The organism is Pseudomonas sp. GNP014, assembly GCF_054344005.1.
Genome location: NZ_JBTGUS010000001.1, coordinates 5,546,743 through 5,570,216, shown reverse-complemented (window position 1 = coordinate 5,570,216; position 23,474 = coordinate 5,546,743). Strand labels below are relative to the sequence as shown.

Annotated in this window: 18 protein-coding genes; 10 read left to right on the top strand and 8 right to left on the bottom strand. The window is 60.7% G+C overall.

All coding sequences use genetic code 11. The features are described from left to right. The first annotated feature begins 83 nt into the window (after positions 1-83). Complete coding sequence (locus ACXX9E_RS24965) at positions 84-305, top strand: DUF1127 domain-containing protein (protein WP_123466535.1); 222 nt, start codon at positions 84-86, stop codon at positions 303-305. A gap of 64 nt (positions 306-369) precedes the next feature. Further along, positions 370-1,596 (top strand): winged helix-turn-helix domain-containing protein, encoded by a 1,227-nt coding sequence (locus ACXX9E_RS24960; RefSeq protein WP_458556367.1) that lies wholly within the window; start codon positions 370-372, stop codon positions 1,594-1,596. Positions 1,597-1,713: 117 nt separating this feature from the next. On the opposite strand, the gene ACXX9E_RS24955 is transcribed toward ACXX9E_RS24960, so the two are convergent. Next, entirely contained in the window at positions 1,714-3,060 is a 1,347-nt protein-coding gene (locus ACXX9E_RS24955) for a class II 3-deoxy-7-phosphoheptulonate synthase (protein ID WP_322375698.1), read from the bottom strand. A 151-nt stretch (positions 3,061-3,211) separates the two neighbouring features. Here ACXX9E_RS24955 and ACXX9E_RS24950 point away from each other — a divergent pair, with 151 nt between their 5' ends. Then, complete coding sequence (locus tag ACXX9E_RS24950; RefSeq protein WP_458556366.1) at positions 3,212-3,967, top strand: spermidine synthase; 756 nt, start codon at positions 3,212-3,214, stop codon at positions 3,965-3,967. A gap of 132 nt (positions 3,968-4,099) precedes the next feature. Here the strand turns inward: ACXX9E_RS24950 and ACXX9E_RS24945 are convergent, their stop codons facing one another. Beyond that, entirely contained in the window at positions 4,100-4,891 is a 792-nt protein-coding gene (locus ACXX9E_RS24945) for a crotonase/enoyl-CoA hydratase family protein (protein ID WP_123466527.1), read from the bottom strand. 421 nt (positions 4,892-5,312) lie between these two features. Here ACXX9E_RS24945 and ACXX9E_RS24940 point away from each other — a divergent pair, with 421 nt between their 5' ends. Further along, entirely contained in the window at positions 5,313-6,986 is a 1,674-nt protein-coding gene (locus tag ACXX9E_RS24940) for a DEAD/DEAH box helicase (RefSeq protein ID WP_007964821.1), read from the top strand. A 116-nt stretch (positions 6,987-7,102) separates the two neighbouring features. Here ACXX9E_RS24940 and ACXX9E_RS24935 read toward each other — a convergent pair whose 3' ends face one another. Continuing rightward, a complete protein-coding gene (locus ACXX9E_RS24935) occupies positions 7,103-7,870 on the bottom strand; it encodes a DODA-type extradiol aromatic ring-opening family dioxygenase (protein ID WP_429540635.1) in 768 nt (255 codons plus the stop codon). A gap of 103 nt (positions 7,871-7,973) precedes the next feature. On the opposite strand from ACXX9E_RS24935, the gene ACXX9E_RS24930 reads away from it, so the two are divergent. After that, positions 7,974-8,630 carry a thiopurine S-methyltransferase gene (locus ACXX9E_RS24930; protein ID WP_458556365.1) on the top strand — a complete coding sequence of 219 codons (657 nt, stop codon included), beginning with the start codon at positions 7,974-7,976 and terminating at the stop codon, positions 8,628-8,630. Positions 8,631-8,824: 194 nt separating this feature from the next. On the opposite strand, the gene htpX is transcribed toward ACXX9E_RS24930, so the two are convergent. Both htpX and ACXX9E_RS24920 read right to left on the bottom strand, forming a co-directional pair. Further along, complete coding sequence (gene htpX, locus ACXX9E_RS24925) at positions 8,825-9,712, bottom strand: protease HtpX (RefSeq protein ID WP_123466521.1); 888 nt, start codon at positions 9,710-9,712, stop codon at positions 8,825-8,827. Positions 9,713-10,016: 304 nt separating this feature from the next. Beyond that, positions 10,017-11,228, bottom strand: coding sequence for a pyridoxal phosphate-dependent aminotransferase (locus ACXX9E_RS24920; protein WP_123466519.1), 1,212 nt, complete (start codon positions 11,226-11,228; stop codon positions 10,017-10,019). Between the two features lie 223 nt (positions 11,229-11,451). On the opposite strand from ACXX9E_RS24920, the gene msrB reads away from it, so the two are divergent. From msrB to ACXX9E_RS24905, 3 genes are all read left to right on the top strand, one after another. Continuing rightward, entirely contained in the window at positions 11,452-11,847 is a 396-nt protein-coding gene (msrB, locus tag ACXX9E_RS24915; protein ID WP_123466517.1) for a peptide-methionine (R)-S-oxide reductase MsrB, read from the top strand. 206 nt (positions 11,848-12,053) lie between these two features. Further along, positions 12,054-12,539 carry a glutathione peroxidase gene (locus ACXX9E_RS24910; RefSeq protein ID WP_123466515.1) on the top strand — a complete coding sequence of 162 codons (486 nt, stop codon included), beginning with the start codon at positions 12,054-12,056 and terminating at the stop codon, positions 12,537-12,539. Beyond that, positions 12,536-12,997: a MarR family winged helix-turn-helix transcriptional regulator gene (locus ACXX9E_RS24905; protein WP_123466513.1), complete on the top strand. Its 462-nt coding sequence runs from the start codon at positions 12,536-12,538 to the stop codon at positions 12,995-12,997. Before ACXX9E_RS24910 ends, ACXX9E_RS24905 begins: the two co-directional genes overlap by 4 nt. Here ACXX9E_RS24905 and ACXX9E_RS24900 read toward each other — a convergent pair. Continuing rightward, on the bottom strand, positions 12,981-15,302 hold the full coding sequence (locus ACXX9E_RS24900) for a hybrid sensor histidine kinase/response regulator (RefSeq protein ID WP_340133998.1): 2,322 nt from the start codon (positions 15,300-15,302) through the stop codon (positions 12,981-12,983). The genes ACXX9E_RS24905 and ACXX9E_RS24900 overlap by 17 nt on opposite strands. 166 nt (positions 15,303-15,468) lie before the next feature. Between ACXX9E_RS24900 and ACXX9E_RS24895 the strand changes: the two genes are divergently transcribed. Both ACXX9E_RS24895 and msrC read left to right on the top strand, forming a co-directional pair. Further along, the gene (locus tag ACXX9E_RS24895) at positions 15,469-16,359 is read left to right on the top strand and encodes an ATP-binding protein (protein ID WP_123466509.1); all 891 of its coding nucleotides are present in this window, start codon (positions 15,469-15,471) and stop codon (positions 16,357-16,359) included. Further along, positions 16,356-16,838 (top strand): free L-methionine (R)-S-oxide reductase MsrC, encoded by a 483-nt coding sequence (msrC, locus tag ACXX9E_RS24890; protein WP_123466508.1) that lies wholly within the window; start codon positions 16,356-16,358, stop codon positions 16,836-16,838. Before ACXX9E_RS24895 ends, msrC begins: the two co-directional genes overlap by 4 nt. Here msrC and ACXX9E_RS24885 read toward each other — a convergent pair whose 3' ends face one another. Together ACXX9E_RS24885 and ACXX9E_RS24880 are read right to left on the bottom strand one after the other, a co-directional pair. Next, positions 16,839-19,784, bottom strand: a complete 2,946-nt coding sequence (locus tag ACXX9E_RS24885; RefSeq protein WP_458556364.1) for an HD domain-containing phosphohydrolase — start codon at positions 19,782-19,784, stop codon at positions 16,839-16,841. It lies immediately after the preceding gene. A gap of 48 nt (positions 19,785-19,832) precedes the next feature. Then, positions 19,833-23,474 carry a transporter substrate-binding domain-containing protein gene (locus ACXX9E_RS24880; protein ID WP_458556363.1) on the bottom strand — a complete coding sequence of 1,214 codons (3,642 nt, stop codon included), beginning with the start codon at positions 23,472-23,474 and terminating at the stop codon, positions 19,833-19,835.

Sequence of the window (23,474 nt, the reverse complement as noted above, 5' to 3'; positions counted from 1 at the left end):
GTGATGCATGCCATCAGAAACATTCGTTGGATTGATCTTAGCGTCGGCGCGAGACTTGAGCCATCCACAAGGAGGGCAACACGATGAAAGGTCAAAGAGAGTATGTAGACGAAACAAAATTTTCCGGTCACGGCCATATCGTTTCCGACCTGCTGCACAAGTTTAGCCGCTGGTACGAACTTCACCGTGAACGCGAGTTGCTCGCCAGTCTGAGTGATGAAGCGTTGAAAGACATCGGCGTCAGTCGGGCCGACGTCGAGCACGAAGCGGTGCGGCCGTTCTGGGACGATCCGATGCATAAATGATCAGGCACTTACTACACAAACCCCTTTCCGGTGAGGTAGGTTGCGAGCAGACAAGGAGATGTTCATGCCCGCGACGCTGTCCTTTTCCCTCAAACAGGCGCGACGACTGGCGCTGGCTGCCCAAGGGTTCAACGGGCGCCAGCCGCCGACCGTCAAGGCGCCACATCTCAATCGTCTGATCGAACAGCTGGGTCTGCTGCAGATCGACTCCGTCAACGCCGTGGTGCGCTCGCACTACCTGCCTTTGTTTTCTCGTCTCGGTTGCTATTCCTCTGACCTGCTCGACCAGGCTGCCTGGAGTTCGGGTAGACGTCGCACGCTGTTCGAATACTGGGGCCATGAAGCGTCGTTGCTGCCGCTGGAAATGTATCCGCTGATGGGCTGGCGGATGCAGCGCGCCAAACGTGGTGAGGACATCTATCAGCAACTGGCAACGTTCGGACGTGAACAACAGGAGACGATTCGCCGGGTTCTGGCCTCGGTCGAGGAGCGGGGCGCATTGGGCGCCGGCAGTTTGTCGACCCGCGAAGACAAGGCCGGGCCCTGGTGGGACTGGAGTGCGGAAAAGCATGCGCTGGAATGGTTGTTCGCCGCCGGCGAGGTCGCCGTGGCCGGCCGCCGGGGTTTTGAGCGTTTGTATGATCTGCCGGAGCGGGTCATCCCGTTGTCGATTCTGCAGCAGCCGCTGCCGGATGAAGCCGAAGCGCAGCGCGGTTTGCTGCTGCACGCGGCCCAGGCATTGGGCGTGGGGACGGAAAAGGATCTGCGCGATTATTTCCGCTTGAGCCCGGGGGACGCCCGGCCGCGTCTGGCGGAGCTGGTCGAGGACGGGCAGTTGCAGACCTGCGAAGTCGCCGGTTGGCGACAGATCGCCTATTGCCTGCCGGAGCCGCAAGTGCCGCGCAAAGTCGTCGCCAGTGCGCTGTTGTCGCCGTTCGATTCATTGATCTGGGAGCGCAGTCGCACCGAGCGGTTGTTCGATTTCCGCTATCGCCTGGAGATCTACACGCCGCAGCACAAACGGGTCTACGGCTATTACGTGCTGCCCTTTTTGCACAACGAGCGCATTGCCGCGCGGGTCGATCTGCGCGCCGAGCGGGCGACGGGACGCTTGGCGGTGCATGCGCTGCACGAGGAAGCGCCGGGGCTGGAGGATGAGGGGATGCTGGCGCTGGCTTTGAATTTGCGGCGCATGGCGGATTGGTTGGGGCTGGAGCGGGTGCAGCTCAATTGTCAGCGCCAGAGTGCAGGGCGGTTGCGGGTGGCATTGGCGCAGATCGGCGGTGACTGAACTGGCCTCTTCGCGAGCAAGCTCGCTCCCACAGTGGATTTGTGAACGACACAGATCCTCTGTGGGAGCGAGCTTGCTCGCGAATGCGGCCTCTCAGGCGCGAGATACCTGACTGATTCAGCGCCGGACTTGTTTCAACGTTTCGGCAATCAAAAACGCCAGTTCCAGCGACTGATCGGCATTCATCCGTGGATCGCAGTGGGTGTGATAACGGTCCGACAACCCATCCTCAGTGATCGGCCGCGCACCACCGATGCACTCGGTCACATTCTGCCCGGTCATCTCGATGTGAATCCCGCCGGCATAACTGCCTTCGGCTTCGTGCACCTGGAAGAACTGCTTCACCTCGCCAAGGATCTGCGCGAAGTCGCGGGTCTTGTAGCCGCTGCTCGCCTTGATCGTGTTGCCGTGCATCGGGTCGGAACTCCACAGCACCTGCTTGCCCTCACGCTGTACGGCGCGAATCAGCGCCGGCAGGTGATCGCCGACCTTGTTCGCGCCCATGCGAGCGATCAGGTTCAGGCGGCCCGGGTCGTTGTCCGGGTTGAGCACGTCGATCAGGCGGATCAGGTCGTCCGGGTTCATGCTCGGGCCGACTTTCACTCCGATCGGGTTGTGCACCCCGCGCAGGAATTCGACATGGGCGCCGTCGAGCTGACGGGTGCGGTCGCCGATCCACAGCATGTGCGCCGAGCAATCGTAGTAATCGTTGGTCAGGCTGTCGCGACGCACGAAGGCTTCTTCGTAGTTCAGCAGCAGCGCCTCATGGGCAGTGAAAAAACTGGTTTCGCGCAGTTGGGGCGAGCTGTCCATGCCGCAGGCGCGCATGAACGCCAGGGTTTCATCAATGCGATCGGCAAGGTGGCTGTACTTTTCGGCGAGTGCCGAGTTGGCGATGAAGTCCAGGTTCCACTTGTGCACCTGATGCAGGTCGGCAAACCCACCCTGGGCGAAGGCGCGCAACAGGTTCAGGGTGGCGGTGGACTGGTGATAGGACTGCAGCAGGCGCTCCGGATCCGGCACGCGGCTCTTTTCGTCGAAGCCGATGCCGTTGACGATGTCGCCGCGGTAGGCCGGCAGGGTCACACCGTCGAGGGTTTCATCGTTGGCCGAGCGCGGCTTGGCGAACTGACCGGCCATGCGCCCGACCTTGACCACCGGGCAACCGGCGGCGAAGGTCATGACGATCGCCATTTGCAGCAACACTTTAAAAGTGTCGCGAATCTTCGCCGCAGAGAACTCGGCAAAGCTTTCCGCGCAATCGCCGCCCTGCAGCAGGAACGCCCGGCCCTGGGTTACTTCGGCAAACTGCCGGCGCAGCTCGCGCGCTTCGCCGGCAAACACCAGCGGCGGGTAGCTGGCCAGGGTCTGCTCGACCTGACGCAGATGCGCGGCGTCGGGGTATTGGGGTTGTTGCTGGATCGGCAGGGCACGCCAGCTGTCAGGGCTCCACGGTTGGCTCATCACGGTCTCGAGTTTTCTACGCACGGAAGGGCATGGTATCAGCAAATTAGTGCGTGACCTGTTCCCGCCCCATCGCCGACAATCGCCGCTTTGCCACGGCACCATAGCGGTGCCATCGCGTCACCGCGCCCGGTGACCATCAGGAGACGAAATGACTGAGGAGCGCGTCGAGCATCTGCTCGCCGAAGTACAGGATGAGTTCGGCGTGATTCGCGTGCTGGAAGTGGCTGATTACCGCTTTCTGGAGTTCGGTGATGCCATCGAGCAAAGCTGCGTGTTTACCGCCGATCCGAGCTGGCTGGAATACGACTACACCCGGGCGATGCTGATTGGCGCGCTGTGCCACGCGCAACCGGAGAGCGCGCTGTTCCTCGGCCTCGGTGCTGGCACGCTGACCCAGGCCTGCCTCAAGTTCCTGCCGCTGGAGGACGTCGAAGCCATCGAACTGCGCCCGGACGTACCGCGTCTGGCGATAGAATACCTCGGGCTGGACGACGATCCGCGACTGTACATTCGTGTTGGCGATGCGCTGGAGTTGTTGCCGACGGCCGAGCCTGCAGATCTGATTTTCGTCGATCTGTATACCGATGTCGGTCCTGGCGTCGGGCATCTGGCCTGGAGTTTCCTCGGTGACTGTCAGAAACGCCTGAATCCGGGTGGCTGGCTGGTGATCAACCAGTGGGCCACCGATGACGGCAAACCGTTGGGCGCCGCGCTGTTGCGCGGGCTCTATCACCGGCATTACTGGGAACTGCCGGTGAAGGAGGGCAATGTGATTCTGATTGTGCCGGCGGAACTGGATCAGGAACTCGACATGCAGGCGCTGACTGCGCGGGCTGCAGCCCTGGCGCCGAAGTTGGGGTATTCGTTGCAGTCGTTGATCAACAGTATTCGCCCGGCCACCTGAGGCGTCAGTGCTGGCCCCATCGCTGGCAAGCCAGCTCCCACAGGGTTCGCGCCGTACGCAAAATGTGTGAACGACTCGGTCATTGTGGGAGCTGGCTTGCCAGCGATGGCGCCCTGACAGGCGACATAATTCTCAGATCCCCTTGAATATGCCGGGTCGCCGCTCCACCAGCGACCGTACTCCCTCTTTGGCATCTTCACTGGCCAGCAACTTCTTCACCAGCGCCGGCAACCCTTGCGCCGCCGCTGTCTCACCTTCATAGCGCGCCTGCCGTGCCGACATCAACGTCGCCTGCACCCCCAGCGGTGCCTGCCGGGCAATCCGTTCGGCCAGTTCAATCGCTCGCGGCAACAAGTCTTCGCTGGCCATCACTTCCTGCACCAATCCCAGGCGCAGGGCATCGTGGGCATCGAACTCATCGCCGGTCAGCAGCCAGCGCATGGCATTGCCCCAGCCGGCGACCTGATGAAAACGTAACGTCGCGCCACCAAAAGGAAAAATCCCACGCTGCACTTCCATTTGCGCGAAGCGGGTATTGCTCGCGCAGAGGTTGATGTCCGCTGCCAGCATCAGCTCGATGCCGATGGTCAGGCAATAACCCTGCGCGGCGACAATCACCGGTTTGCTGACCCGTGGTCCGACGAAAACACCCCACGGGTCGCAACCGCCGGTCGGAACCTGCCAGCCTTCGGCCAGTGCGGCACTGGCGTTGACCAGATCCAGGCCGGCGGTGAAGTGCTCGCCGTGACCGAACACCACGGCCACCCGTGCTTCGTTGTCGGCCTCGAACTCGCCGTAGGCCAGGCTCAGTTCGTTGAGCAGGTCGAGGTCGAAGGCGTTGCGTTTGGCGGCTCGATCCAGGCCGATCAGGTGGACATGACCACGACGTTCACGGCTGACGCGGCCGGCGCAGGGCTGATTCATGGCTAAATCCTCGGACGGGAAGGGCGGGTACAGCGACGGTATGTCGCAGCTCGGTGAATCGTTTAAGCGTCATCGCCCGCAGGGCCGGGCCCTTGAAAAATAGACCTTCGCCCGATTATCCGCAAAACCCCGTTACACGGCGGTGACACACGGATTCAGGCAATAAAAAAAGCTCCCTTTTTGGGCAAATTCCGGTATAGTGCGCGCCGGCCTTTAACCGGGCCGCGTTTAGGTAGCGCAATTCCCCGAAGTCAGCTTCGGCTGCACGTCCGCACTGCGGGCTCTTCCTTGACGATTCTTTTTCATTCATACGTTTTCGCAAATCCCCGCCGACAAAGCTGCCAGGGCGACTCTTGAGTCTCAACACGGCATGTGCAGCTTTGGAGCATGGGTCTTTGCGGATGCACTTAGAGGCAGACCCATGACCCAGGAAATCGGCGGCTTCGCCGCTCTTGAACTTCATCCTAATATTGTCGCTGCAGTAGTCGCTACCGGCTATGAAGAGCCTTCGGCCATTCAGCAGCAGTCGATCCCGATCATCCTCGCCGGTCACGATATGATTGGTCAGGCGCAAACCGGTACCGGTAAAACCGCTGCCTTTGCCCTGCCTATCCTGCACCGCATTGATCCGTCCAAGCGCGAGCCGCAAGCTCTGATCCTGGCCCCAACTCGTGAGTTGGCGCTACAAGTTGCAACCGCTTTCGAAACCTACGCCAAGCAAATGCCGGGCGTAACTGTTGTGGCTGTCTACGGCGGCGCGCCGATGGGCCCACAATTGAAAGCAATCCGTAATGGCGCACAGATCGTTGTCGCCACGCCGGGCCGTCTGTGCGACCACCTGCGTCGCGACGAAAAAGTCCTCGCTACCGTGAACCACCTGGTTCTGGACGAAGCAGACGAAATGCTCAAACTCGGTTTCATGGACGACCTGGAAGTGATCTTCAAGGCCATGCCGGAAACCCGTCAGACCGTATTGTTCTCGGCGACCCTGCCGCAGTCGATCCGTGCCATCGCCGAGCGTCACCTGCGCGATCCGAAGCACGTGAAGATCCAGAGCAAGACCCAGACCGTTACCGCGATCGAACAGGCTCACCTGTTGGTTCACGCTGACCAGAAGACTTCGGCCGTTCTCAGCTTGCTGGAAGTGGAAGATTTCGACGCTCTGATCATGTTCGTACGCACCAAGCAAGCGACCCTGGATCTGGCCAGCGCCCTCGACGCCAAAGGCTACAAAGCCGCGGCGCTGAACGGTGACATCGCCCAGAACCAGCGTGAGCGCGTGATCGACTCGCTCAAGGATGGCCGTCTGGACATCGTTGTCGCGACCGACGTTGCTGCCCGTGGTCTGGACGTTCCGCGCATCACTCACGTGTTCAACGTGGACATGCCGTACGACCCGGAATCCTACGTGCACCGTATCGGCCGTACCGGCCGTGCCGGTCGCGAAGGTCGTGCGCTGCTGCTGGTGACTCCACGTGAGCGCCGCATGCTGCAAGTGATCGAGCGTGTCACCGGTCAGAAGGTGGCTGAAGTTCGCCTGCCGGACGCTCAAGCCGTTCTCGATGCACGCATCAAGAAACTGACCAACAGCCTGTCGCCGCTGGTCGCTGATGCCGAATCGACTCACGGTGAGCTGCTGGATCGTCTGACCGCTGACATCGGTTGCACCCCGCGTGCACTGGCTGCAGCCCTGCTGCGCAAGGCTACCAACGGTCAGGCGCTGAACCTGGCAGCGATCGAGAAGGAACGTCCACTGGTGCCGAACAACGCACCGCGTGGCGACCGTCCTGAGCGTTCCGGTGACCGTCCTGATCGTGGTGATCGCGAGCGTCGCGCGCCAATGCCTCTGGGCGAAGGCCGTGCCCGTTGCCGTACCGCGCTGGGTGCGCGTGACGGTATCGCCGCCAAGAACCTGCTGGGCGCCATCCTCAACGAAGGCGGTCTGGCCCGTGAAGCGATCGGTCGCATCCAGGTGCGTGACAGCTTCAGCCTCGTCGAGCTGCCGGAAGATGGTCTGGACAAGCTCCTGACCAAGCTGAAGGACACTCGCGTTGCTGGCAAGCAGTTGAAGCTGCGTCGCTATCGCGAAGATTGATCCGCCCTTGGGCTGATTGATCGAACAAAAAAATCCCCGACTGGTTCGGGGATTTTTTTTGCCTGCTGCCCGGGTTCACACCAAACCCTGTGGGAGCTGGCTTGCCAGCGATGACGTCAGCCGAAGCGATAGATATCCATCCCCAGCGCACCCATCGTGAATCCCTGATGCGCCACACTGAATTCACCCCCCGCGCCCCGGGCGAAATACAACGGCAACAAATGCTCATCACTCGGATGGCTGCGCACCGCATTCGGTGCTTGCTGACGGTAGTCTTGCAGCGCCGCCTCATCATTTGCCGCCAGCTTGTCGATCATCCAGTCGCGAAAATCCCGTGCCCATGGCGCGACGCTCTCCGGACCCGCATGCCAATCCAGTTCCCGCAGGTTATGGGTGATGCTCCCGGACCCGATCAGCAAAATTCCCTGATCACGCAGCCCTGCCAGCGCACGGCCGACCCGGGTTTGCAGTGCCGGACCGCCACGAGTCGGTAGTGAAACCTGCACCACCGGGATATCCGCCTGCGGGTACATCAGCGACAACGGCACCCACACGCCGTGATCGAACGGCCGTTGCGGGTCGAGGCGTGCAGGCAGATGCGCGGCGTTCAGCAGTTCGGTGACTTCGGTCGCCAGTTGCGGATCGCCCGGTGCCGGGTACTGCACTTCAAACAGCGCCCGAGGAAAGCCGCCGAAGTCGTGCCAGGTTTCGGGCTGTGGATGACTGCTGACCAGCAATTCGTCGCTCTCCCAATGGGCAGAGACGATCACGATGGCTTTGGGACGGGGCAGCTCGGCGGCCAGTCGGGCCAGTGCCGGACCGCTGGCGCCGGGCTCGAGAGCGAGCATGGGCGAACCATGGGAAATAAACAGGCTGGGAAACATGGAGGGATTCCTGAGCGTTAAGATGAGCCATCTTCGGTCAGTACATTGATCTAAATCTAATATAAGTTTTAACGCGTTTTGATCGGTTTTTTGGGAGTGATGCATGCAGCCTGAGTTTTGGCACAAAAAGTGGGCGTCGAATCAGATCGGCTTTCATCTGTCGGAGGTGAATCCGTATTTGCAACGGCACTGGCCGGAACTGTCGATGCCGGCAACGGCGCGGGTGCTCGTGCCTCTGTGCGGAAAAAGTCTGGATCTGACGTGGCTGGCCGGGCGCGGTCATCAGGTGCTAGGGATCGAACTGTCGGAAAAGGCCATTGAGGACTTTTTCAGCGAGCACCAGATACAGCCGCAGATCAGCGAGAAGGGCGCATTCAAGGTCTATCGCAGTGATGCCATCGAGTTGTGGTGCGGCGATTTCTTTGCGCTGACGGCGAGCGATGTGGCGGATTGCGTGGCCTTTTACGACCGCGCCGCGCTGATTGCCTTGCCCGCGCCGATGCGTGAGCGCTATGCGGCGCATCTTCAGCAGATCCTGCCGCAGGGTGTGCAAGGGGTGTTGATTACGCTGGATTACGATCAGGCGCAGATACCAGGTCCGCCATTTGCGGTGGGGGATGATGAGGTAAAGCGGTTGCTCGGGGATCTCTGGCAGGTGCAGGCGCTGGAAGAGCGGGATGTGCTGGGTGAGAGCTGGAAGTTTCTGCAGGCAGGCGTGACGCGGCTGGAGGAGCGGGTTTACCGGGTTTCTGGCCGATAGATTTTTTATTGGCAGGGCCGGCCTCATCGCTGGCAAGCCAGCTCCCACGGTGATCCGTGTTGTATCAGAGATCCAGATAACAGCACAAAAGCGTGTGGGCGCTGGCTTGCCAGCGATGGGGCCAGAACAGGAAATCCATTATCCCGAGCACAAAAAAGGCCCGCATCGCTGCGGGCCTTTTCGTTACAGATTGATCAACCGCGACGACGCAGCGCGTCGATACGCTCTTCCAGCGGCGGGTGGCTCATGAACATACGGGCAAAGCCCTGTTTGATGCCACCGTTGATGCCAAAGGCGTTCAGGGTGTCCGGCATGTGCACCGGCAGGCCCTGTTCGGCGCGCAGGCGTTGCAGGGCGCCGATCATGGCGTTGGTGCCAGCCAGGCGTGCACCGGCTTCGTCGGCACGGAATTCGCGTTTGCGCGAGAACCACATGACGATCGCGCTGGCGAGAATGCCCAGCACCAGTTCGGCGAAGATGGTCGCCACGTAGTAGGCGATGCCCTGGCCTTCTTCGTTCTTGAAGATCACCTTGTCGACGAAGTTACCGATGATCCGTGCGAAGAACATCACGAAGGTGTTCACCACGCCCTGGATCAGTGCCAGGGTAACCATGTCACCGTTGGCCACGTGACCGATTTCGTGGGCCAGCACCGCTTTCACCTCGTCGGGCGAAAAACGCTCCAGCAGGCCCTGGCTGACCGCGACCAGCGCGTCGTTCTTGTTCCAGCCGGTGGCGAAGGCGTTTGCTTCGTAGGCCGGGAAGATACCGACTTCGGGCATCTTGATCCCGGCTTCGCGGGACAGTTGCTCCACCGTTTGCAGCAGCCATTGCTCATGCCGGGTACGTGGCTGGCTGATGATCTGGGTGCCGGTGCTCATTTTCGCCATCCACTTGGAGATGAACAGCGAGAACAGGGAGCCGGCGAAACCAAAGACCGCACAGAAAACCAGCAGCTGACTAAGGTCGAGATCAACCCCGTTGGCCGCCATGAACCCGTTGAAGCCGAACAGGCTCAGGGTGATGCTGGCTATCAGCACGACCGCCAGGTTAGTGGCCAAAAACAGCAGGATGCGCATCATGGTTATAGAAATCTCCTCAAGCTAAAGATGTAGCGTACTGCGGGGTATATAAGGTGCTGCACCGGGCTATTCAACCGAGTGACTATTTCAAACTGTGTCCTACAGCCAATTCCCCGGTATGAAGGACAATTCTCACCGCCAATATCGAAACGGATGACGCACGGCAGCGACCCGTCGCCATTACGCCAGGTGCGGATTAGCTGTTCGAATCGCAAGTGTAGAAGGGCGGTGGAAGTGCGGTTCACAGAAGTGTTGCTGAATCAGACAGTGCGCAACGTTCGGGCCGTTGCGCACTGCTGGCCAGTTACTGGCGGTACGACTTGAGGAAGTTGCCGATGCGGCCGATGGCCATTTCCAAGTCATCGACGCGGGGCAGGGTGACGACACGAAAGTGATCCGGCCACGGCCAGTTGAACGCCGTGCCTTGCACCACCAGCAGCTTTTCCGAGAGCAGCAGGTCGAGGACGAATTTTTCGTCGTTGTGGATCGGGCAGACCTTCGGGTCGATTTTCGGGAACGCGTACAGCGCGCCCATCGGCTTGACGCAGCTCACGCCCGGAATGTCGTTGAGCAACTCCCAGGTGCGATTGCGTTGTTCCAGCAGGCGACCCTGCGGCAACACCAGGTCGTTGATGCTCTGGTAGCCGCCCAAGGCGGTCTGGATGGCGTGCTGGCTCGGTACGTTGGCGCACAGGCGCATGTTGGCGAGCATGTCGATGCCTTCGATGTAGCTCTGGGCGTTGTGCTTCGGTCCGGAAATGGCGATCCAGCCGGAGCGGAAACCGGCCACGCGATAGGACTTGGACAGGCCGTTGAAGGTCAGGCACAGCAGGTCGGGCGCCAGCGAAGCGGTGCAGATGTGCACGGCGTCGTCGTACAGGATCTTGTCGTAGATTTCGTCGGAGAACACCACCAGGTTGTGCGCCCGGGCAATTTCCAGCATGCCTAGCAGGACTTCCTTCGAATACACCGCACCGGTCGGGTTGTTCGGGTTGATGATCACCATCGCTTTGGTGTTCGGGGTGATCTTGGCCTTGATGTCGGCCAGGTCCGGGAACCAGCCGGCGCCTTCGTCGCACAGGTAATGCACGGCGTTGCCACCGGCAAGGCTCACGGCAGCGGTCCACAGCGGATAGTCCGGGGCCGGCACCAGCACTTCGTCACCGTTGTTGAGCAATGCCTGCAACGACATCACGATCAGCTCGGAAACACCGTTGCCCAGGTAGATGTCTTCGATGCCGACACCTTCGACCTGCTTCTGCTGGTAGTACTGCATCACGGCCTTGCGCGCGCTGAACAGGCCTTTGGAGTCGCTGTAGCCTTGCGCGGTCGGCAGGTTGCGGATCACATCCTGAAGGATTTCGTCCGGCGCTTCGAAACCAAATGGCGCCGGGTTGCCGATGTTCAGCTTGAGGATGCGCTGGCCTTCCTCCTCCAGTCGTTTGGCGTGCTTGAGCACCGGGCCGCGAATGTCGTAGCAGACGTTGGCGAGCTTGTTCGATTTGCTGAACTGCATGGCGATGTGATCCCGAAAATGAACGATCCAGACGGCGAATGGACAACCGTACTGGGATTCCTGCGTCTTCGCACAGGCGGAGTCTTGCGCCGTGGCGCCGAGAATCCGTTTGAATGCGCCCGGTCTGACTGCCAGACTGGCGTGTGACGAGGCGCAATCATACGTGCCACCCGATCCGTGGAAAAGGTACAGATCGGGCTTTTTCAGCCGCTGAGGTGTGATGATGGAAAAGTTGGAAAAAACCCTGGAAGAATGGCGTGCGATGCTCGACCCCGAGCAATACAACGTGTGCCGTCTGAGTGCCACCGAACGACCGTTCTCCGGCAAATACAACGCCACCAAAACCGACGGTGTTTATCACTGTGTCTGCTGTAACGAGCCGCTGTTCGATTCCACGACCAAATTCGATTCCGGCTGCGGCTGGCCGAGCTTCTACGCGCCGATCGGCGCAAGCGCCATGACCGAAATCCGTGACACCAGCCACGGCATGATTCGCACCGAAGTGAAATGCGCCCGTTGCGATGCGCACCTGGGGCACGTATTCCCGGACGGCCCGCCGCCGACCGGTTTGCGTTATTGCATCAATTCGGTGTGCCTGAACCTTGAACCGCGCGAATGAACTTCACGTTTGAACGGTTTGATTGAACCTCGGCAGGAGCTGCCGAAGGCTGCGATCTGTTGATCTTCAAGACAAATCGAAAGATCGTCCGAATGCGGCCCGAGCCTTTGGCGGTTCCTGCGGGGAACGATTTCAAATATTAAATTGCACACAATTTAATTGCTCGCTATGTTTGGCCTTCGCCGATAACCCGAGGACCTCGTGCCATGAGCGACAACCTGCTGAATATTCCGTGCACCACCATCAAGGGTGAGCAAAAGACCCTGGCTGATTTCGCTGGCAAAGCGGTGCTGGTGGTCAATACCGCCAGCAAATGCGGTTTCACTCCGCAATACAAAGGCCTTGAGCAACTTTGGCAGACCTACAAGGACCAGGGCCTGGTCGTGCTGGGTTTCCCGTGTAATCAATTTGGCAAGCAAGAGCCGGGCAATGAAGGCGCGATCAGCGAGTTCTGCGAGCTTAACTACGGCGTCAGTTTCCCGTTGTTCAAGAAGATCGACGTCAACGGTGCCGAGGCCCATCCGCTGTTCGTGCAGTTGAAAAAACGTGCCCCGGGTGTGCTTGGCTCCCAGGGCATCAAGTGGAACTTCACCAAGTTCCTGATCGGCAAGGACGGCCAGTTGGTCAAGCGTTTCTCCCCGGCCACCAAGCCGCAGGACCTGACTGGCGAGATCGAAGCCCTGCTCAAATGAACCGCCTGCCCGTCGATTCGCTGAAGCTCGACAGCCAGTTGTGCTTCAAGTTGTATGCCGCGTCCCGGGCGGTGATTCGTGCTTACAAGCCGATGCTCGATGAGCTTGGCCTGACCTATCCGCAATACCTGGCGATGCTGGTGTTGTGGGAGTGGCAGGATTGCGCGCCGGAGCAACCGACGGTCAAGGCGCTGGGTGAGCGCCTGGCCCTGGATTCCGGGACGCTGACGCCCTTGCTCAAGCGGCTGGAGCAGTTGCAACTGGTGCAGCGTCGACGCTCGGCGCGCGATGAGCGTGAAGTGCACTTGAGCCTGACCCCGGCAGGTCAGGCACTGCGCGAGCAGGTCGGGCCGCTCAAGGCGCGCCTGCTATGCGACAGCGGGGTCGATCTGGATCGCCTCAACGACTTGCGCCACGGTCTCGATCATCTGCTGGGGCAGATCAAGGCGCTGTCGTAGCCGGAATCCATTGATCGAGCAGGGCTGCCAGTTCTTCCCGGCGGAACGGCTTGGCCAGATAGTCGCTCATGCCCGCTGCCCGGCAGCGTTCGCGTTCCTCGGACATGGCGTTGGCGGTCAGGGCGATGATCGGCAGGTCCGGCCAGCGTCCGCTCTGGCGGATCTGCCGGCTGGCTTCGTAGCCGTCCATCACTGGCATGTTGCAGTCCATCAGCACCAGATCGAACGAGTGATACTCCAGTTGATCCAGCGCCTCGGCGCCGTGGGCAGCCACCACGACGTCGCAGCCCAGTTTGCCGAGCATGCCCTTGGCCACCAGTTGGTTGACCGGATTGTCTTCGACCAGCAGCACCAGCCCGCGCCGCACGTTGGGGGTTGTCTCCAGGCGAGTATCGTGGATGGCCGCGGTGTCGGGTTGCAGGGTGCGGCGCAGATTCTGATAGAGCGCATTGCGTGCCAGCGGACGCGCCTGTTGCTGCAGTGGCGCAAGGGCCGCCGCTTCTTCGCTGGGCAGGAAACTGCCGTAAGCGGTCACCAGCAGGATCGGGGCGGTGAGGGTCGGACGCAGCCCGAACAGGCATTCCGGGCAATCGGTGATCAAAACGTCAGGCGTCAGACCCAGCAGTGAATCCTCGATGGTGCGCTGCTCGTATTCAAGGCCCCAGGCCGGCAGCAGGCTTTTCAGCAATTCGGCCAGGCCACTGCTGGCGGCGGTGATGGCCAGTACTTTGCCGTGCAATGGCGCGGGGGGCAGAGCCCGGGTGTGGCAGGGCAACGGCAGTTCGGCAGAGAACTGGCTGCCGAAGCCGGTCTCGGAGCTGATGGTCAGGCGTCCTTGCATCGCTTCGCACAGGTTGTACGTCAGCGCCAGTCCGAGCCCGGTACCACCGTACTGGCGCGTAATGCCGGCACCGGCCTGGGTGAACGGCTGGAAGATCCTGACCTGCGCTTCCTGGGCAATGCCGATACCGGTATCGCAGACTTCGATGCGCACGCCGTCGTTACAGGTCGACAGGCGCACATCCACGCGACCGAAACGGGTGAATTTCAGCGCGTTGGACAACAGGTTGCTGACGATCTGCCGCACGCGGGTCGGGTCTCCCAGCACCAGCGCCGGGAAGTACGGATCGATCAGGCAGGTCAGTTCAACGCTCGGTGCGGCGTTCTGCGACAACAGGTTGGCCGTGTCCTCGATCAGCGAACCCAGATCGAACGGGATGTGCTCGAGCTCCAGTTGCCCGGCATCGAATTTCGACAGGTCGAGAATATCGTTGAGCAGTTCCACCAGCACCTTGCCCGAGTCGTGGGCGATCGAAAGCTGTTGCTGTTGCTCGGCATTCAACGGCCCGTCGAGGGACAGTGCGATCATCCCCAGCAGACCGTTGAGCGGCGTGCGGATTTCATGGCTCATGTTGGCGAGGAACGCCGATCGCGCTTCGGCCATTTCCAGTGCGGTGCGGCGGGCGACTTCGAGCTCCTCGTTGGACTGACTGAGCCGGGCATTGATTGCCTTGAGCTCGGCGGTGCGCGCCGAGACAATGTGTTCCAGTTGGCCGAGGTAGTCGGTCAGACGGTTTTCGGCGTTGCGCCGCTGCTGGATCTCGGTGGCGATATTTTCGAATTGTTGATTGGCCACTTTGACCAGCACACCGATTTCGTCATTGGCGTGTCCGCCCGGACAGATCAGTGAGGTCGGTTCGGCGCTGCGTGGATCGCGCCCGCTGAGTTCGCGAATCACCCGCACCAGCGGTTTGGTCAGCATCACGTAGAACAACGCCAGCAACAGGCCGGTGAGGATCAGGCTGCGGGCGAAACCGTTGAACAGGGTAATCTCGGCGCGGCGCAGAAAGCGGCTGCCGAATGCGTAGGTATCGACTTCAAGGCTCAACACCCCCAACGATTCGTTGGGCAGATGATCCAGGTACAGGCGATCCTCGAACTGGCGCTTGGCGCCGAACAGAAAATCGCTGATCACCCGGTAGCCGCTTTGCAGTTCCGGACGTTTGACGCTGGCCAGCACGTTACTGTTGTTGTCGGTCAGCTGCGCGGAGATGATCGCCGGTGAGCGCAACAGGCCCAGGGTGAGTTCCTGCGCGAGTTCGGCGTCGATGTTGTAGGCGATGCGTGATGCCGGATTGTGGCTGATTTCCAGCAAGGACAGGATTTCACGGTTGATGGAGGCGTCTTCGCTGGCATAATCGATGCCTATTTGCAGCAGACTGAGCAGCGTGCCCAGAATAAACCCGACCAGCACAGTCAGCCTGGCTTGCTTGTATGACAGCCGGTGGGTGAATTTGATATCCATGGGGTGTTGAACCACTTCCGTTTCCCTTCGCTGCTCAAGCATAGTCGATCATGTCTCGAAACCGAGGTTCCCGAATCGCCTTGTAACAAGGCGCGGCGCGGGATTATTGATCTGATTGTCGTCGCTGGATCACCATCATCACTGTGAACGTGCCCGAGGAGAAGACGTGGATTCCCGATTGAATGCTTTTCTTGAGCGCGCCGAGTCCGTTCTGGCGCGGATCGAGCCGCTGTTGCCGGCACCGCGTCCCGTCATTGACTGGAGCACCTGCCTGGCGGCGCGCTGGCAGCGCGACGGGCGCAGCGGGTATCTGCTGCCGCTGGAAGTCAGTCTCGACATGCGCCTGAGCGACCTGATCGGTGTTGATCGGCAGCTTGAGCAACTGGGTCGCAACACACAGCAATTTCTTGACGGCATGCCGGCCAACCATGCCTTGCTCTGGGGCTCGCGCGGTACCGGCAAATCGTCGCTGGTGCGGGCGCTGCTCGCCGAACACGCCGGGGCGGGTCTGCGCCTGATCGAAATCGAGCGTGACCATCTGGCCGACCTGCCGCGTGTGGTCGAGCAGATCGCCAAGTTGCCGCAACGGTTCGTGCTGTTCTGTGATGACTTGTCGTTCGAGTCCGGTGAAGGCGATTACCGCGTGCTCAAAAGTGTGCTCGACGGCTCGCTGGAGCAGGCGCCGGATAACGTCTTGCTGTACGCCACTTCCAACCGCCGCCATCTGGTGCCGGAGAAGGAAAGTGACAACGAAAACTGGAAACGCGTCGATGGTGAGCTGCACCCCAGCGAGGCCGTGGAAGACAAGATCGCGCTGTCGGACCGTTTCGGTCTATGGCTGTCGTTTTACCCGTTTACCCAGGAACATTTCCTTAACGTCGTCGAGCACTGGATCGGTCAGTTGGCCGCCAAGGCCGGTTTGAGCTGGCAGCGCGACGAAGCACTGGACATCCTCGCCGTGCGTTGGGCCACCGGCCGCGGTAACCGCAACGGACGTTGCGCGTACCAATTCGCCCGTTACTGGGTGGGACTGAAATTGTTGGAGCACAAGGCATGATTGATTTGCAACAAAGCGGCCAGGGCCTCGAAGGCTATGGCATGTTGGCCGCGCAACTGGAATCGCTGCTGGCGGACGAGCGCGATTTCATCGCCAACGCCGCGCAGTTTTCGGCGTTTCTGTTCAACCAGCTCGAGGACCTGAACTGGGCCGGTTTCTACCTCAACCGCAACGAAGAGCTGGTGCTCGGCCCGTTTCAGGGCCAGATCGCCTGCGTGCGCATTCCGTTTGGACGCGGTGTGTGCGGCGCGGCAGCTGCCAGTCGGCAAACCCAGCGGGTGGAAGACGTGCATGCGTTTCCCGGCCATATCGCCTGCGACAGCGCCTCGAACAGTGAGCTGGTGGTGCCGTTGGTCAAGGATGGCCGTTTGATCGGCGTGCTCGATCTCGATAGCCCGAAGCTGGCGCGCTTCGGCGTCGACGATCAGGCCGGCATCGAGCAACTGGCGGCGATTTTCCTGCGTCTGACCGACTGCTGATCAAGCGCTGAGGCCAGCCTTGCGCAACAGGCTGGCGGCATCCACGGCATCAATCTGCTGTGGATCGAGAAAGCGCGTGGCGTACTGCAGGTAGACGCCATCGCTGATGAACAGGCCGAACAGCGGCGCATCAATGTGCGCTTCGCGACACATGGTGGCCATGATCCCCAGCGCTTCGCTGAGGGTCTTGGCCTTCTTGTAGGGGCGATCGGCCGCCGTTAACGCTTCGAAAATATCGGCGATCGCCATCATCCGCGCCGGCAGGCTCATGTCTTCGCGCTTCAGGCGTTTCGGGTATCCGGTACCGTCCATTTTTTCGTGATGACCGCCGGCGATTTCGGCGATGCTGTCCAGATGGCCGGGGAAGGGCAGGTGGCTGAGCATCATGATCGTCTGCACCATGTGATGATTGATGATGTAGCGCTCCTCACGGGTCAGTGTGCCGCGGGTGATGCTCAGGTTGTACAGTTCGCCGCGATTGTATTTATAACGTGGCACGTCCAGCTTGAACCCCCATGGATTGTCGTCGGGAATCAACTCGTTCTTGTCTCGTTCGAACAAATGTTCGGGCTTGTCCGCCAATAACTTTTCGCGAACCGGCAGGGTCGATGCCGGTGTTTGTGCCTGACGTCTGTTTTCTGCCCACGACACCCCCAGACGGTCATCCAGGGTGCGCATCCAGGTACGTTGGGCAAGGTCGTTGAGGCGTTCGAGATCCGCTTCGGCCATCGCCTCACTGCCAAGATTGCAGCGCGCGACGAAGGCAAAATCGTCGTCCAGCGCGCTCAGCGTGGCGTCTCGCTCTTGCGCCAGTGTTGTCGCGTCAGCACCGAGCGCCAGTGCCTGCCAGTAGCTGATCCACGCATCGCGCTTGAGCACCTCGAAGCGGGTGCGGATCTCGTGGATGCGGTCGTTGATGGTTTCCAGTTTGGTGGCTTTATCGACGACGTATTCCGGCGTCGTGACCTTGCCGCAATCGTGCAGCCAGGCAGCGATGTGCAGGGCTTCCCATTCATCCTCGGTCGGCCGATAGGCGCTGAACGCCGGGGCCTGACTGGCCGCGGCGGCCTGGGCCAGCATCAGGGTCAGCTCCGGCACGCGTTGGCAATGGCCGCCGGTGTAGGGGCTCTTGGCATCAATGGCGCCGGCGAGCAGTTGAATGAACGCATCCAGCAATTGTTTCTGTCTGGCTTGCAGTCGCTGGCTTTCGATACTCACGGCGGCGGCACCGGACACCGCTTGCAGGAACGCGATGCGGTCAGGCTGCAGTTTTTCCAGATCCGCCGCCGTGCCGCTGTCGTTGACCAGCAGAATCAGCAGGCCGATGGTTTCATCGTGGCGGTTGTGCAGGCGGATGCCGATCATATGAACGCGCGGCGCTTGCATGGCCAGCAGGACTTGCTGCAGATCCGCCGCCTGATCGAAACCCAGATCGCTGACCAGGCTGTTCGCACCGATCAGTTGCCTGAACCACATCGGGCCGTGGTCCTGTTGCAGGTCATGCGCCTGAATGTCGAAGTTCTCCAGGGGCTGCGGCGTGCCATTGATCACCAGCCCGTAAGGCACCATGCGCGTGTCGTCATTGTCGCGCAGATAAATCAGGCCGGCCTGGGCCTGGGCGATTCCCACGGTTTCGAACAGCACCCTGTGCAGCAACGGTGCGAAACGGGTTTCCGCGCACAGGCTATCGGTGATGCGGAAGAAGCTCGCCAGCGTGTCTTTCATCTGCGCCATCGACACGCTCAACTGATCGACTTCCAGCACGGGCGAGCGTCGGCTCAGGGGAAAGTTGAAATCGAAGCTGCGGATTGCGTCTGCTTCCTTGACCAGCGCATGCAAGGGTTTGACCAGAATCCGCGAGATCAGCCAGCCCAGCGGCAGACACAGCAACAACGTGGCCAGGGTCACCAGTGCGCCTTGCCAGCGCATGCGATAGGCGTCGACCAACAGTTCGTCTTCGGGCACCAGCAGCGCCAGTTGCAGGCCCTTCGGCCCACCTTCCTGCATGCTGCTGCGGGCGACGATCCATTGCCGGCCATCGGCCTGCAGGCGCTTGCCGGGGTTGTCTGTCGTCAGCAACACGTTCAGCCCGGGGCTCAGATCAGCCACTCTGGCCTGGCGTGCGTTGCGATCATCGACAATCAAGCGGTCGCTGTCGGGGTAAGCCACGACGTTGCCATCGGCATCGAACAAGGCAATCTCGGTCGACGGGGTGACCCGGTGCTTGATCAGAGTGGCCGACAGTGTGGCCAGGGTCAGATCGGCACCGATTACGGCGTTCTCTCCACTGCGCCGGGCCAGCGTGGTGCCGATATTGTGGGTGGAGAAAAACACGTAGGGTTCAGTGGTGATCTGACCGGGTTGCCGGCGTGCATCGGTAAACCAGGCACGACTGCGCGGATCGTAGGCGTCGTCGCGGTTCTCCAGGCGGCTGACCGGCTGCAAGGCCTGATCGAAGAACAGCGATTGCGAGTGCGGCGTGCCCTGCGCGTCATGCTCGATGCTCCAGACTTGATAGCTTGCAGTATCCGGAGCCTTGAACCGTGTTTTCAGGGCGGCGTCGCGCAGCGGCCGGACCATGAAAAAATCGCCGTTGCTGTAACCCAGGTACAAGGAGGCGAGGTTGGGGTTGTCCGTCAGTGACTGGGCGAAGGGTTTGAGCAACGGCAAGCGTTCTTCAAGGCGCTGGGCCTGAGTGGCCGGGTTGTCCGCCAACAGACTGAGCACGTGGCGGATCGGCTGATAGGTTGCACGCAGGTCCAGGCGTACATCCTGTTCGATACGGTTGAACAGTTGTTCGCTGCTCGACAGGATGATTTTCGTGGTCTGGTGATAATTGAACAGGCCCAGCACGATGCCAGTGAGCAACAGGAGAAACGTGAACATGACGCTGATGTGCACGTGCAGCGGGAACCGGCGTTGCTCCGGGCGCAGTGGGCTGGGCATTTCAGGCTCTCCATGATGGTTAACTCACTGCTCAGCGTTCAAGCATAGTTAAGGCAGGCTCATCGTGCTTCGATCCGCGAGGGCAAGTTGTTGCCGTAACGCCTGTTCGAGTTCGAGCATGGCCCGGTCAGTCGCCGCGCAATGGCGGGCGATGTCTTCGCTCGACATTGCCTGCGCGCAGGCCTGTTCGAGTGCATCGCAACAGGCGATCACCCGCGCAGCCTGGGCGATGCGGGCAGCGCCCTTGATTTTGTGGGCGACGATCGCCAGTGCGCCGAGATCGGAGGCGGACGACAGCGCGAGCAGTTCCTCCCGGTCAAGACGACTGCTCTTGAGCAGTTCAACCAGCAGGCGCCGAGCCTGCGTCGGGTCGCCACCGCACAGCAGATTCAGACTTTGCAGGTTAAAGGCCGGCGGTTGTGCCTTCGGGGTCATGCCATCGACCCATTGGCCGAGCACGCTCAGACTCAAGGGTTTGAACAGGCAGTCGTCCATGCCGGCCTGTTTGCAGCGCTGAACTTCCTCGGGCTGCGCATTGGCCGTGAAACCCAGCACGGTGCAGGGCGAGCAGCGCGTGAGCAGCTCATGCTGACGAATGGCGCGAGTCAGTTCATAGCCGTTCATCAAGGGCATGTTGCAGTCAACGATGACCAGGTCGAACTGGCCGGCCTTCCATTGCTCAAGGCCAATGCTGCCGTTCTCGGCAATGCTGAAACGATGCCCGAGAAACTCCAGTTGCTGACACATCAACAGGCGATTGGCGGGGTGATCGTCCACCACGAGGACGTTCAGCGGCGTCGGCGCAGTCTTGATAGATGGCACCTGTTGAGGGGGGCTCGCCTGGGCCGGCAGGGTTTGCAGGGGCAGAGAAACGCAGACCTGCGTGCCGATGCCTGGCTGGCTGCTCAATTGCAGATGGCCTCCCATCATTTCGCAGAGGTTGCGACTGATCACCAGACCGAGGCCTGCGCCACTTCTGGCCTGCTGACTGCTGTTTGGCGCCTGGGCAAAGGGTTCGAACAAGCGCTGCTGATCCTCGGCACTGATGCCGACGCCGCTGTCCTGCACGGTCAGTTGCATCAGCGCATGGGCAGGGGCCTCGGTTTGCATGAGGTCGAGGGTGATTCTGATCTGGCCTTGCTCGGTGAATTTGATGGCGTTGCTGATCAGATTCGACAGGACCTGCTTGAAACGCAGGGGATCCAGTTGCACGTCGACCGCGAGGTCCGGCGGATTGAAGTACGTGTGCAGGGCCAGGCTCTTCTGGCGTGCAAGACCGTCGAAGATTCGGGTGACGGACGCCACGGTTTCGACCAGGTTGACCCGCTCCGGGCACAGGCTCAGGCGTCCGGATTCGATCCGGGCAATGTCGAGAATGTCGCCGATCAGACCGAGGAGGTCTTTGGCCGAGTGGTAGGCGGTATCGATGGACGTGCGATCCGGGTGTTGTTGATCCATGCGTCGGAGTGTCAGTTCGAGCATGCCGATCACCGCATTCATCGGTGTGCGGATCTCGTGGCTCATGGTGGCCAGAAACGTGCTTTTCGCCCGGTTGGCTTCATCGGCGCGCTCTTTGGCCGCGCGCAGTTCCTCGAAGAGCTGGCGGCGCTCACTGATGTCGATCCAGCCACCGATGACGCCTTTGACGGCTCCACTGGAATCACGATACGGGAGAATCCAGTGATAGATGGTCAGGCGGCGGTTGCCGATGTGCAGGGGGCGGTCAAGTATCAACGGCGTGCCTTCGGCTACGACGCGGCGGTAATCGGCCTCAAAGGCCTGGGCTTCGAACGCGTTGCTCAGGGAGCCCTCAATCACGCTTTTGCCGATGACGTCCTCGCGCCTGGCGTTGAATGCTTCGAGGTAGCTGTCATTGCAGCTTTGCAGCAGGCCTTCGCGATCGCGAACGTAAATGGGGTGCGGTGTGCCGTTGACCAGCGAGCGCATGAACTCGAACTGATCGTTCAGGGCGCGCTCGGCTGCCTGGCGTTGCTTGATCTGGTGACGCATGTAGGCGTTCCACGCCAGTAACAGCAGGAGAACCAGCCCGGCGGCGCCGATCACTTGATAAAACAGGCGCTGATAATTGCGCCAGATATTCTGCGAGGTGGAGTAGCCGCGCCAGCGACCGTTGATCACCCCCAGTTCCTCGGGGGCGATGCTCAGCAACGCCTTGTTGATGATCGAGACCAGTTCGGTGTTGTCCCGCGCTGTTGCCAATGAGAACGCGGCCTGGCTGGTGCCGATGGTGGTGGTGATTTGCAGCGCCTGATCAAAGATCCGCGAAGAGATGAAGTAGTTGGCGATCACCAGTGAGTTCACCGCGCCATCGACATGCTTTTCGGCGAGCAGCGAGACCGCGCTGAAGGTGTCCGGCGTCTCGATCAACTGGATGAGGGGAAACTCCCGGCGCAAGTACTCGACCATTGGATTGCCTTGGGCAATCGCCAGTTGTTTGCCCTTGAGCTGGCTCAGGTTTGTCGGACCATCGGCGCTCTTGCGGGTCAACAGGACATAGGAATTTTCCAGGTACGGGCGACTGAAGTTCAGGGTTTGCTCGCGTTCGGCGGACGGCAACAACGCGGCAATCAGATCGGCCTGGTGACTGTCTATTTGCCGGATCATTTCCGCGTCGTTGCGACTGCGCCGGATGTCGAAGCGCAGGCCTGTGCGCAAACGGATCAGTTCGAGCAGGTCGGCGCTGATACCGCGTAAATTGCCGCCGCTGTCGAAGAACGTCAGCGGTGCCAGCGCTTCATTCACCACCACACTCACCACGGGGTGCTGTTTGATCCAGGTTTCTTCACGCTGGGTCAGTTGCAGTTTCTGGTCGGTCAGCAACAGGTCACTGCCGGCACTCCAGCGCTTGGCGATGTTATCGCGTTCGCTCCTGGGTACGGCATTGAGTACGGTGTCGATGATCGACAGCAACTGCGGATTGTTGCGCCGTATGGCAAAGCTGAATCCCCGGGTTTCCTGCTTGCCGAAATTGGCCATGCGCACGTTATTCAGGTAGCCCTTGTTGACCATGTATTGGGTGGAAACGATGTCGCCGAGAAACACGTCGGCCTGATCGAAGGCAACCGCATTGATGGCATTCTGGTAGGAGGGATAACAAGTGATGAGCGCTTTGGGGTACAGCGCCTTGACCTCGTGCAACGGCAGATAGTGATAGACCATGCTCAGGCGCAGTCCGGCCAGGCCTTGGGCCAGGGAGCGGGTTTCGTCTTCACGGGTGACCAGCGCCGGCTGATCCCTCGCGTAGGGCACCGTCAGCGCGAGGTTCGCGTTGCCCGCCTCGAAAGCGTTCGCGGTGCCGAGCAGATCGATCTGGCCATCGACCAGGGCGCGTATCGCTGCGTCCCGGGAGGCAAAGCGCATGACACGGATCGGCAAGCCGGTGGCCTGACTGAGGAGTCCGGCGTAGTCGGCCGTCAGACCTTCGTAGTCCTTGCCGCTGACAGTCATGTCAAAAGGCGGATAGTCGGGTGCAGAGGTGCCCAGTATCAATTCTTTACGAGCACTCAGCCACACGCGTTGGGACTGTTCGAAGATGACCGGCACCGCCTCGCCTGAAGACCGGCTGAGCAGGGCATAGTCCGGTGCCGCGTTGGGCATGGCAAAGGCGTAGGTACTCAAAAAAAGAGCAACGCTCAACGCAACTAAATAGTCCTTTAAACGACTGGGCAT

Bases quoted from the DNA above. Each gene is read 5' to 3' on its own strand.
- ACXX9E_RS24955 (WP_322375698.1), bottom strand. From the start codon at position 3,060: ATGAGCCAACCGTGGAGCCCTGACAGCTGGCGTGCCCTGCCGATCCAG.
- htpX (WP_123466521.1), bottom strand. From the start codon at position 9,712: ATGATGCGCATCCTGCTGTTTTTGGCCACTAACCTGGCGGTCGTGCTG.
- msrB (WP_123466517.1), top strand. From the start codon at position 11,452: ATGGAAAAGTTGGAAAAAACCCTGGAAGAATGGCGTGCGATGCTCGAC.
- ACXX9E_RS24935 (WP_429540635.1), bottom strand. From the start codon at position 7,870: ATGTTTCCCAGCCTGTTTATTTCCCATGGTTCGCCCATGCTCGCTCTC.
- ACXX9E_RS24945 (WP_123466527.1), bottom strand. From the start codon at position 4,891: ATGAATCAGCCCTGCGCCGGCCGCGTCAGCCGTGAACGTCGTGGTCAT.
- ACXX9E_RS24920 (WP_123466519.1), bottom strand. From the start codon at position 11,228: ATGCAGTTCAGCAAATCGAACAAGCTCGCCAACGTCTGCTACGACATT.
- ACXX9E_RS24965 (WP_123466535.1), top strand. From the start codon at position 84: ATGAAAGGTCAAAGAGAGTATGTAGACGAAACAAAATTTTCCGGTCAC.
- ACXX9E_RS24880 (WP_458556363.1), bottom strand. From the start codon at position 23,474: ATGCCCAGTCGTTTAAAGGACTATTTAGTTGCGTTGAGCGTTGCTCTT.
- ACXX9E_RS24900 (WP_340133998.1), bottom strand. From the start codon at position 15,302: ATGGATATCAAATTCACCCACCGGCTGTCATACAAGCAAGCCAGGCTG.
- ACXX9E_RS24910 (WP_123466515.1), top strand. From the start codon at position 12,054: ATGAGCGACAACCTGCTGAATATTCCGTGCACCACCATCAAGGGTGAG.
- msrC (WP_123466508.1), top strand. From the start codon at position 16,356: ATGATTGATTTGCAACAAAGCGGCCAGGGCCTCGAAGGCTATGGCATG.
- ACXX9E_RS24930 (WP_458556365.1), top strand. From the start codon at position 7,974: ATGCAGCCTGAGTTTTGGCACAAAAAGTGGGCGTCGAATCAGATCGGC.
- ACXX9E_RS24940 (WP_007964821.1), top strand. From the start codon at position 5,313: ATGACCCAGGAAATCGGCGGCTTCGCCGCTCTTGAACTTCATCCTAAT.
- ACXX9E_RS24950 (WP_458556366.1), top strand. From the start codon at position 3,212: ATGACTGAGGAGCGCGTCGAGCATCTGCTCGCCGAAGTACAGGATGAG.
- ACXX9E_RS24960 (WP_458556367.1), top strand. From the start codon at position 370: ATGCCCGCGACGCTGTCCTTTTCCCTCAAACAGGCGCGACGACTGGCG.
- ACXX9E_RS24885 (WP_458556364.1), bottom strand. From the start codon at position 19,784: ATGCCCAGCCCACTGCGCCCGGAGCAACGCCGGTTCCCGCTGCACGTG.
- ACXX9E_RS24905 (WP_123466513.1), top strand. From the start codon at position 12,536: ATGAACCGCCTGCCCGTCGATTCGCTGAAGCTCGACAGCCAGTTGTGC.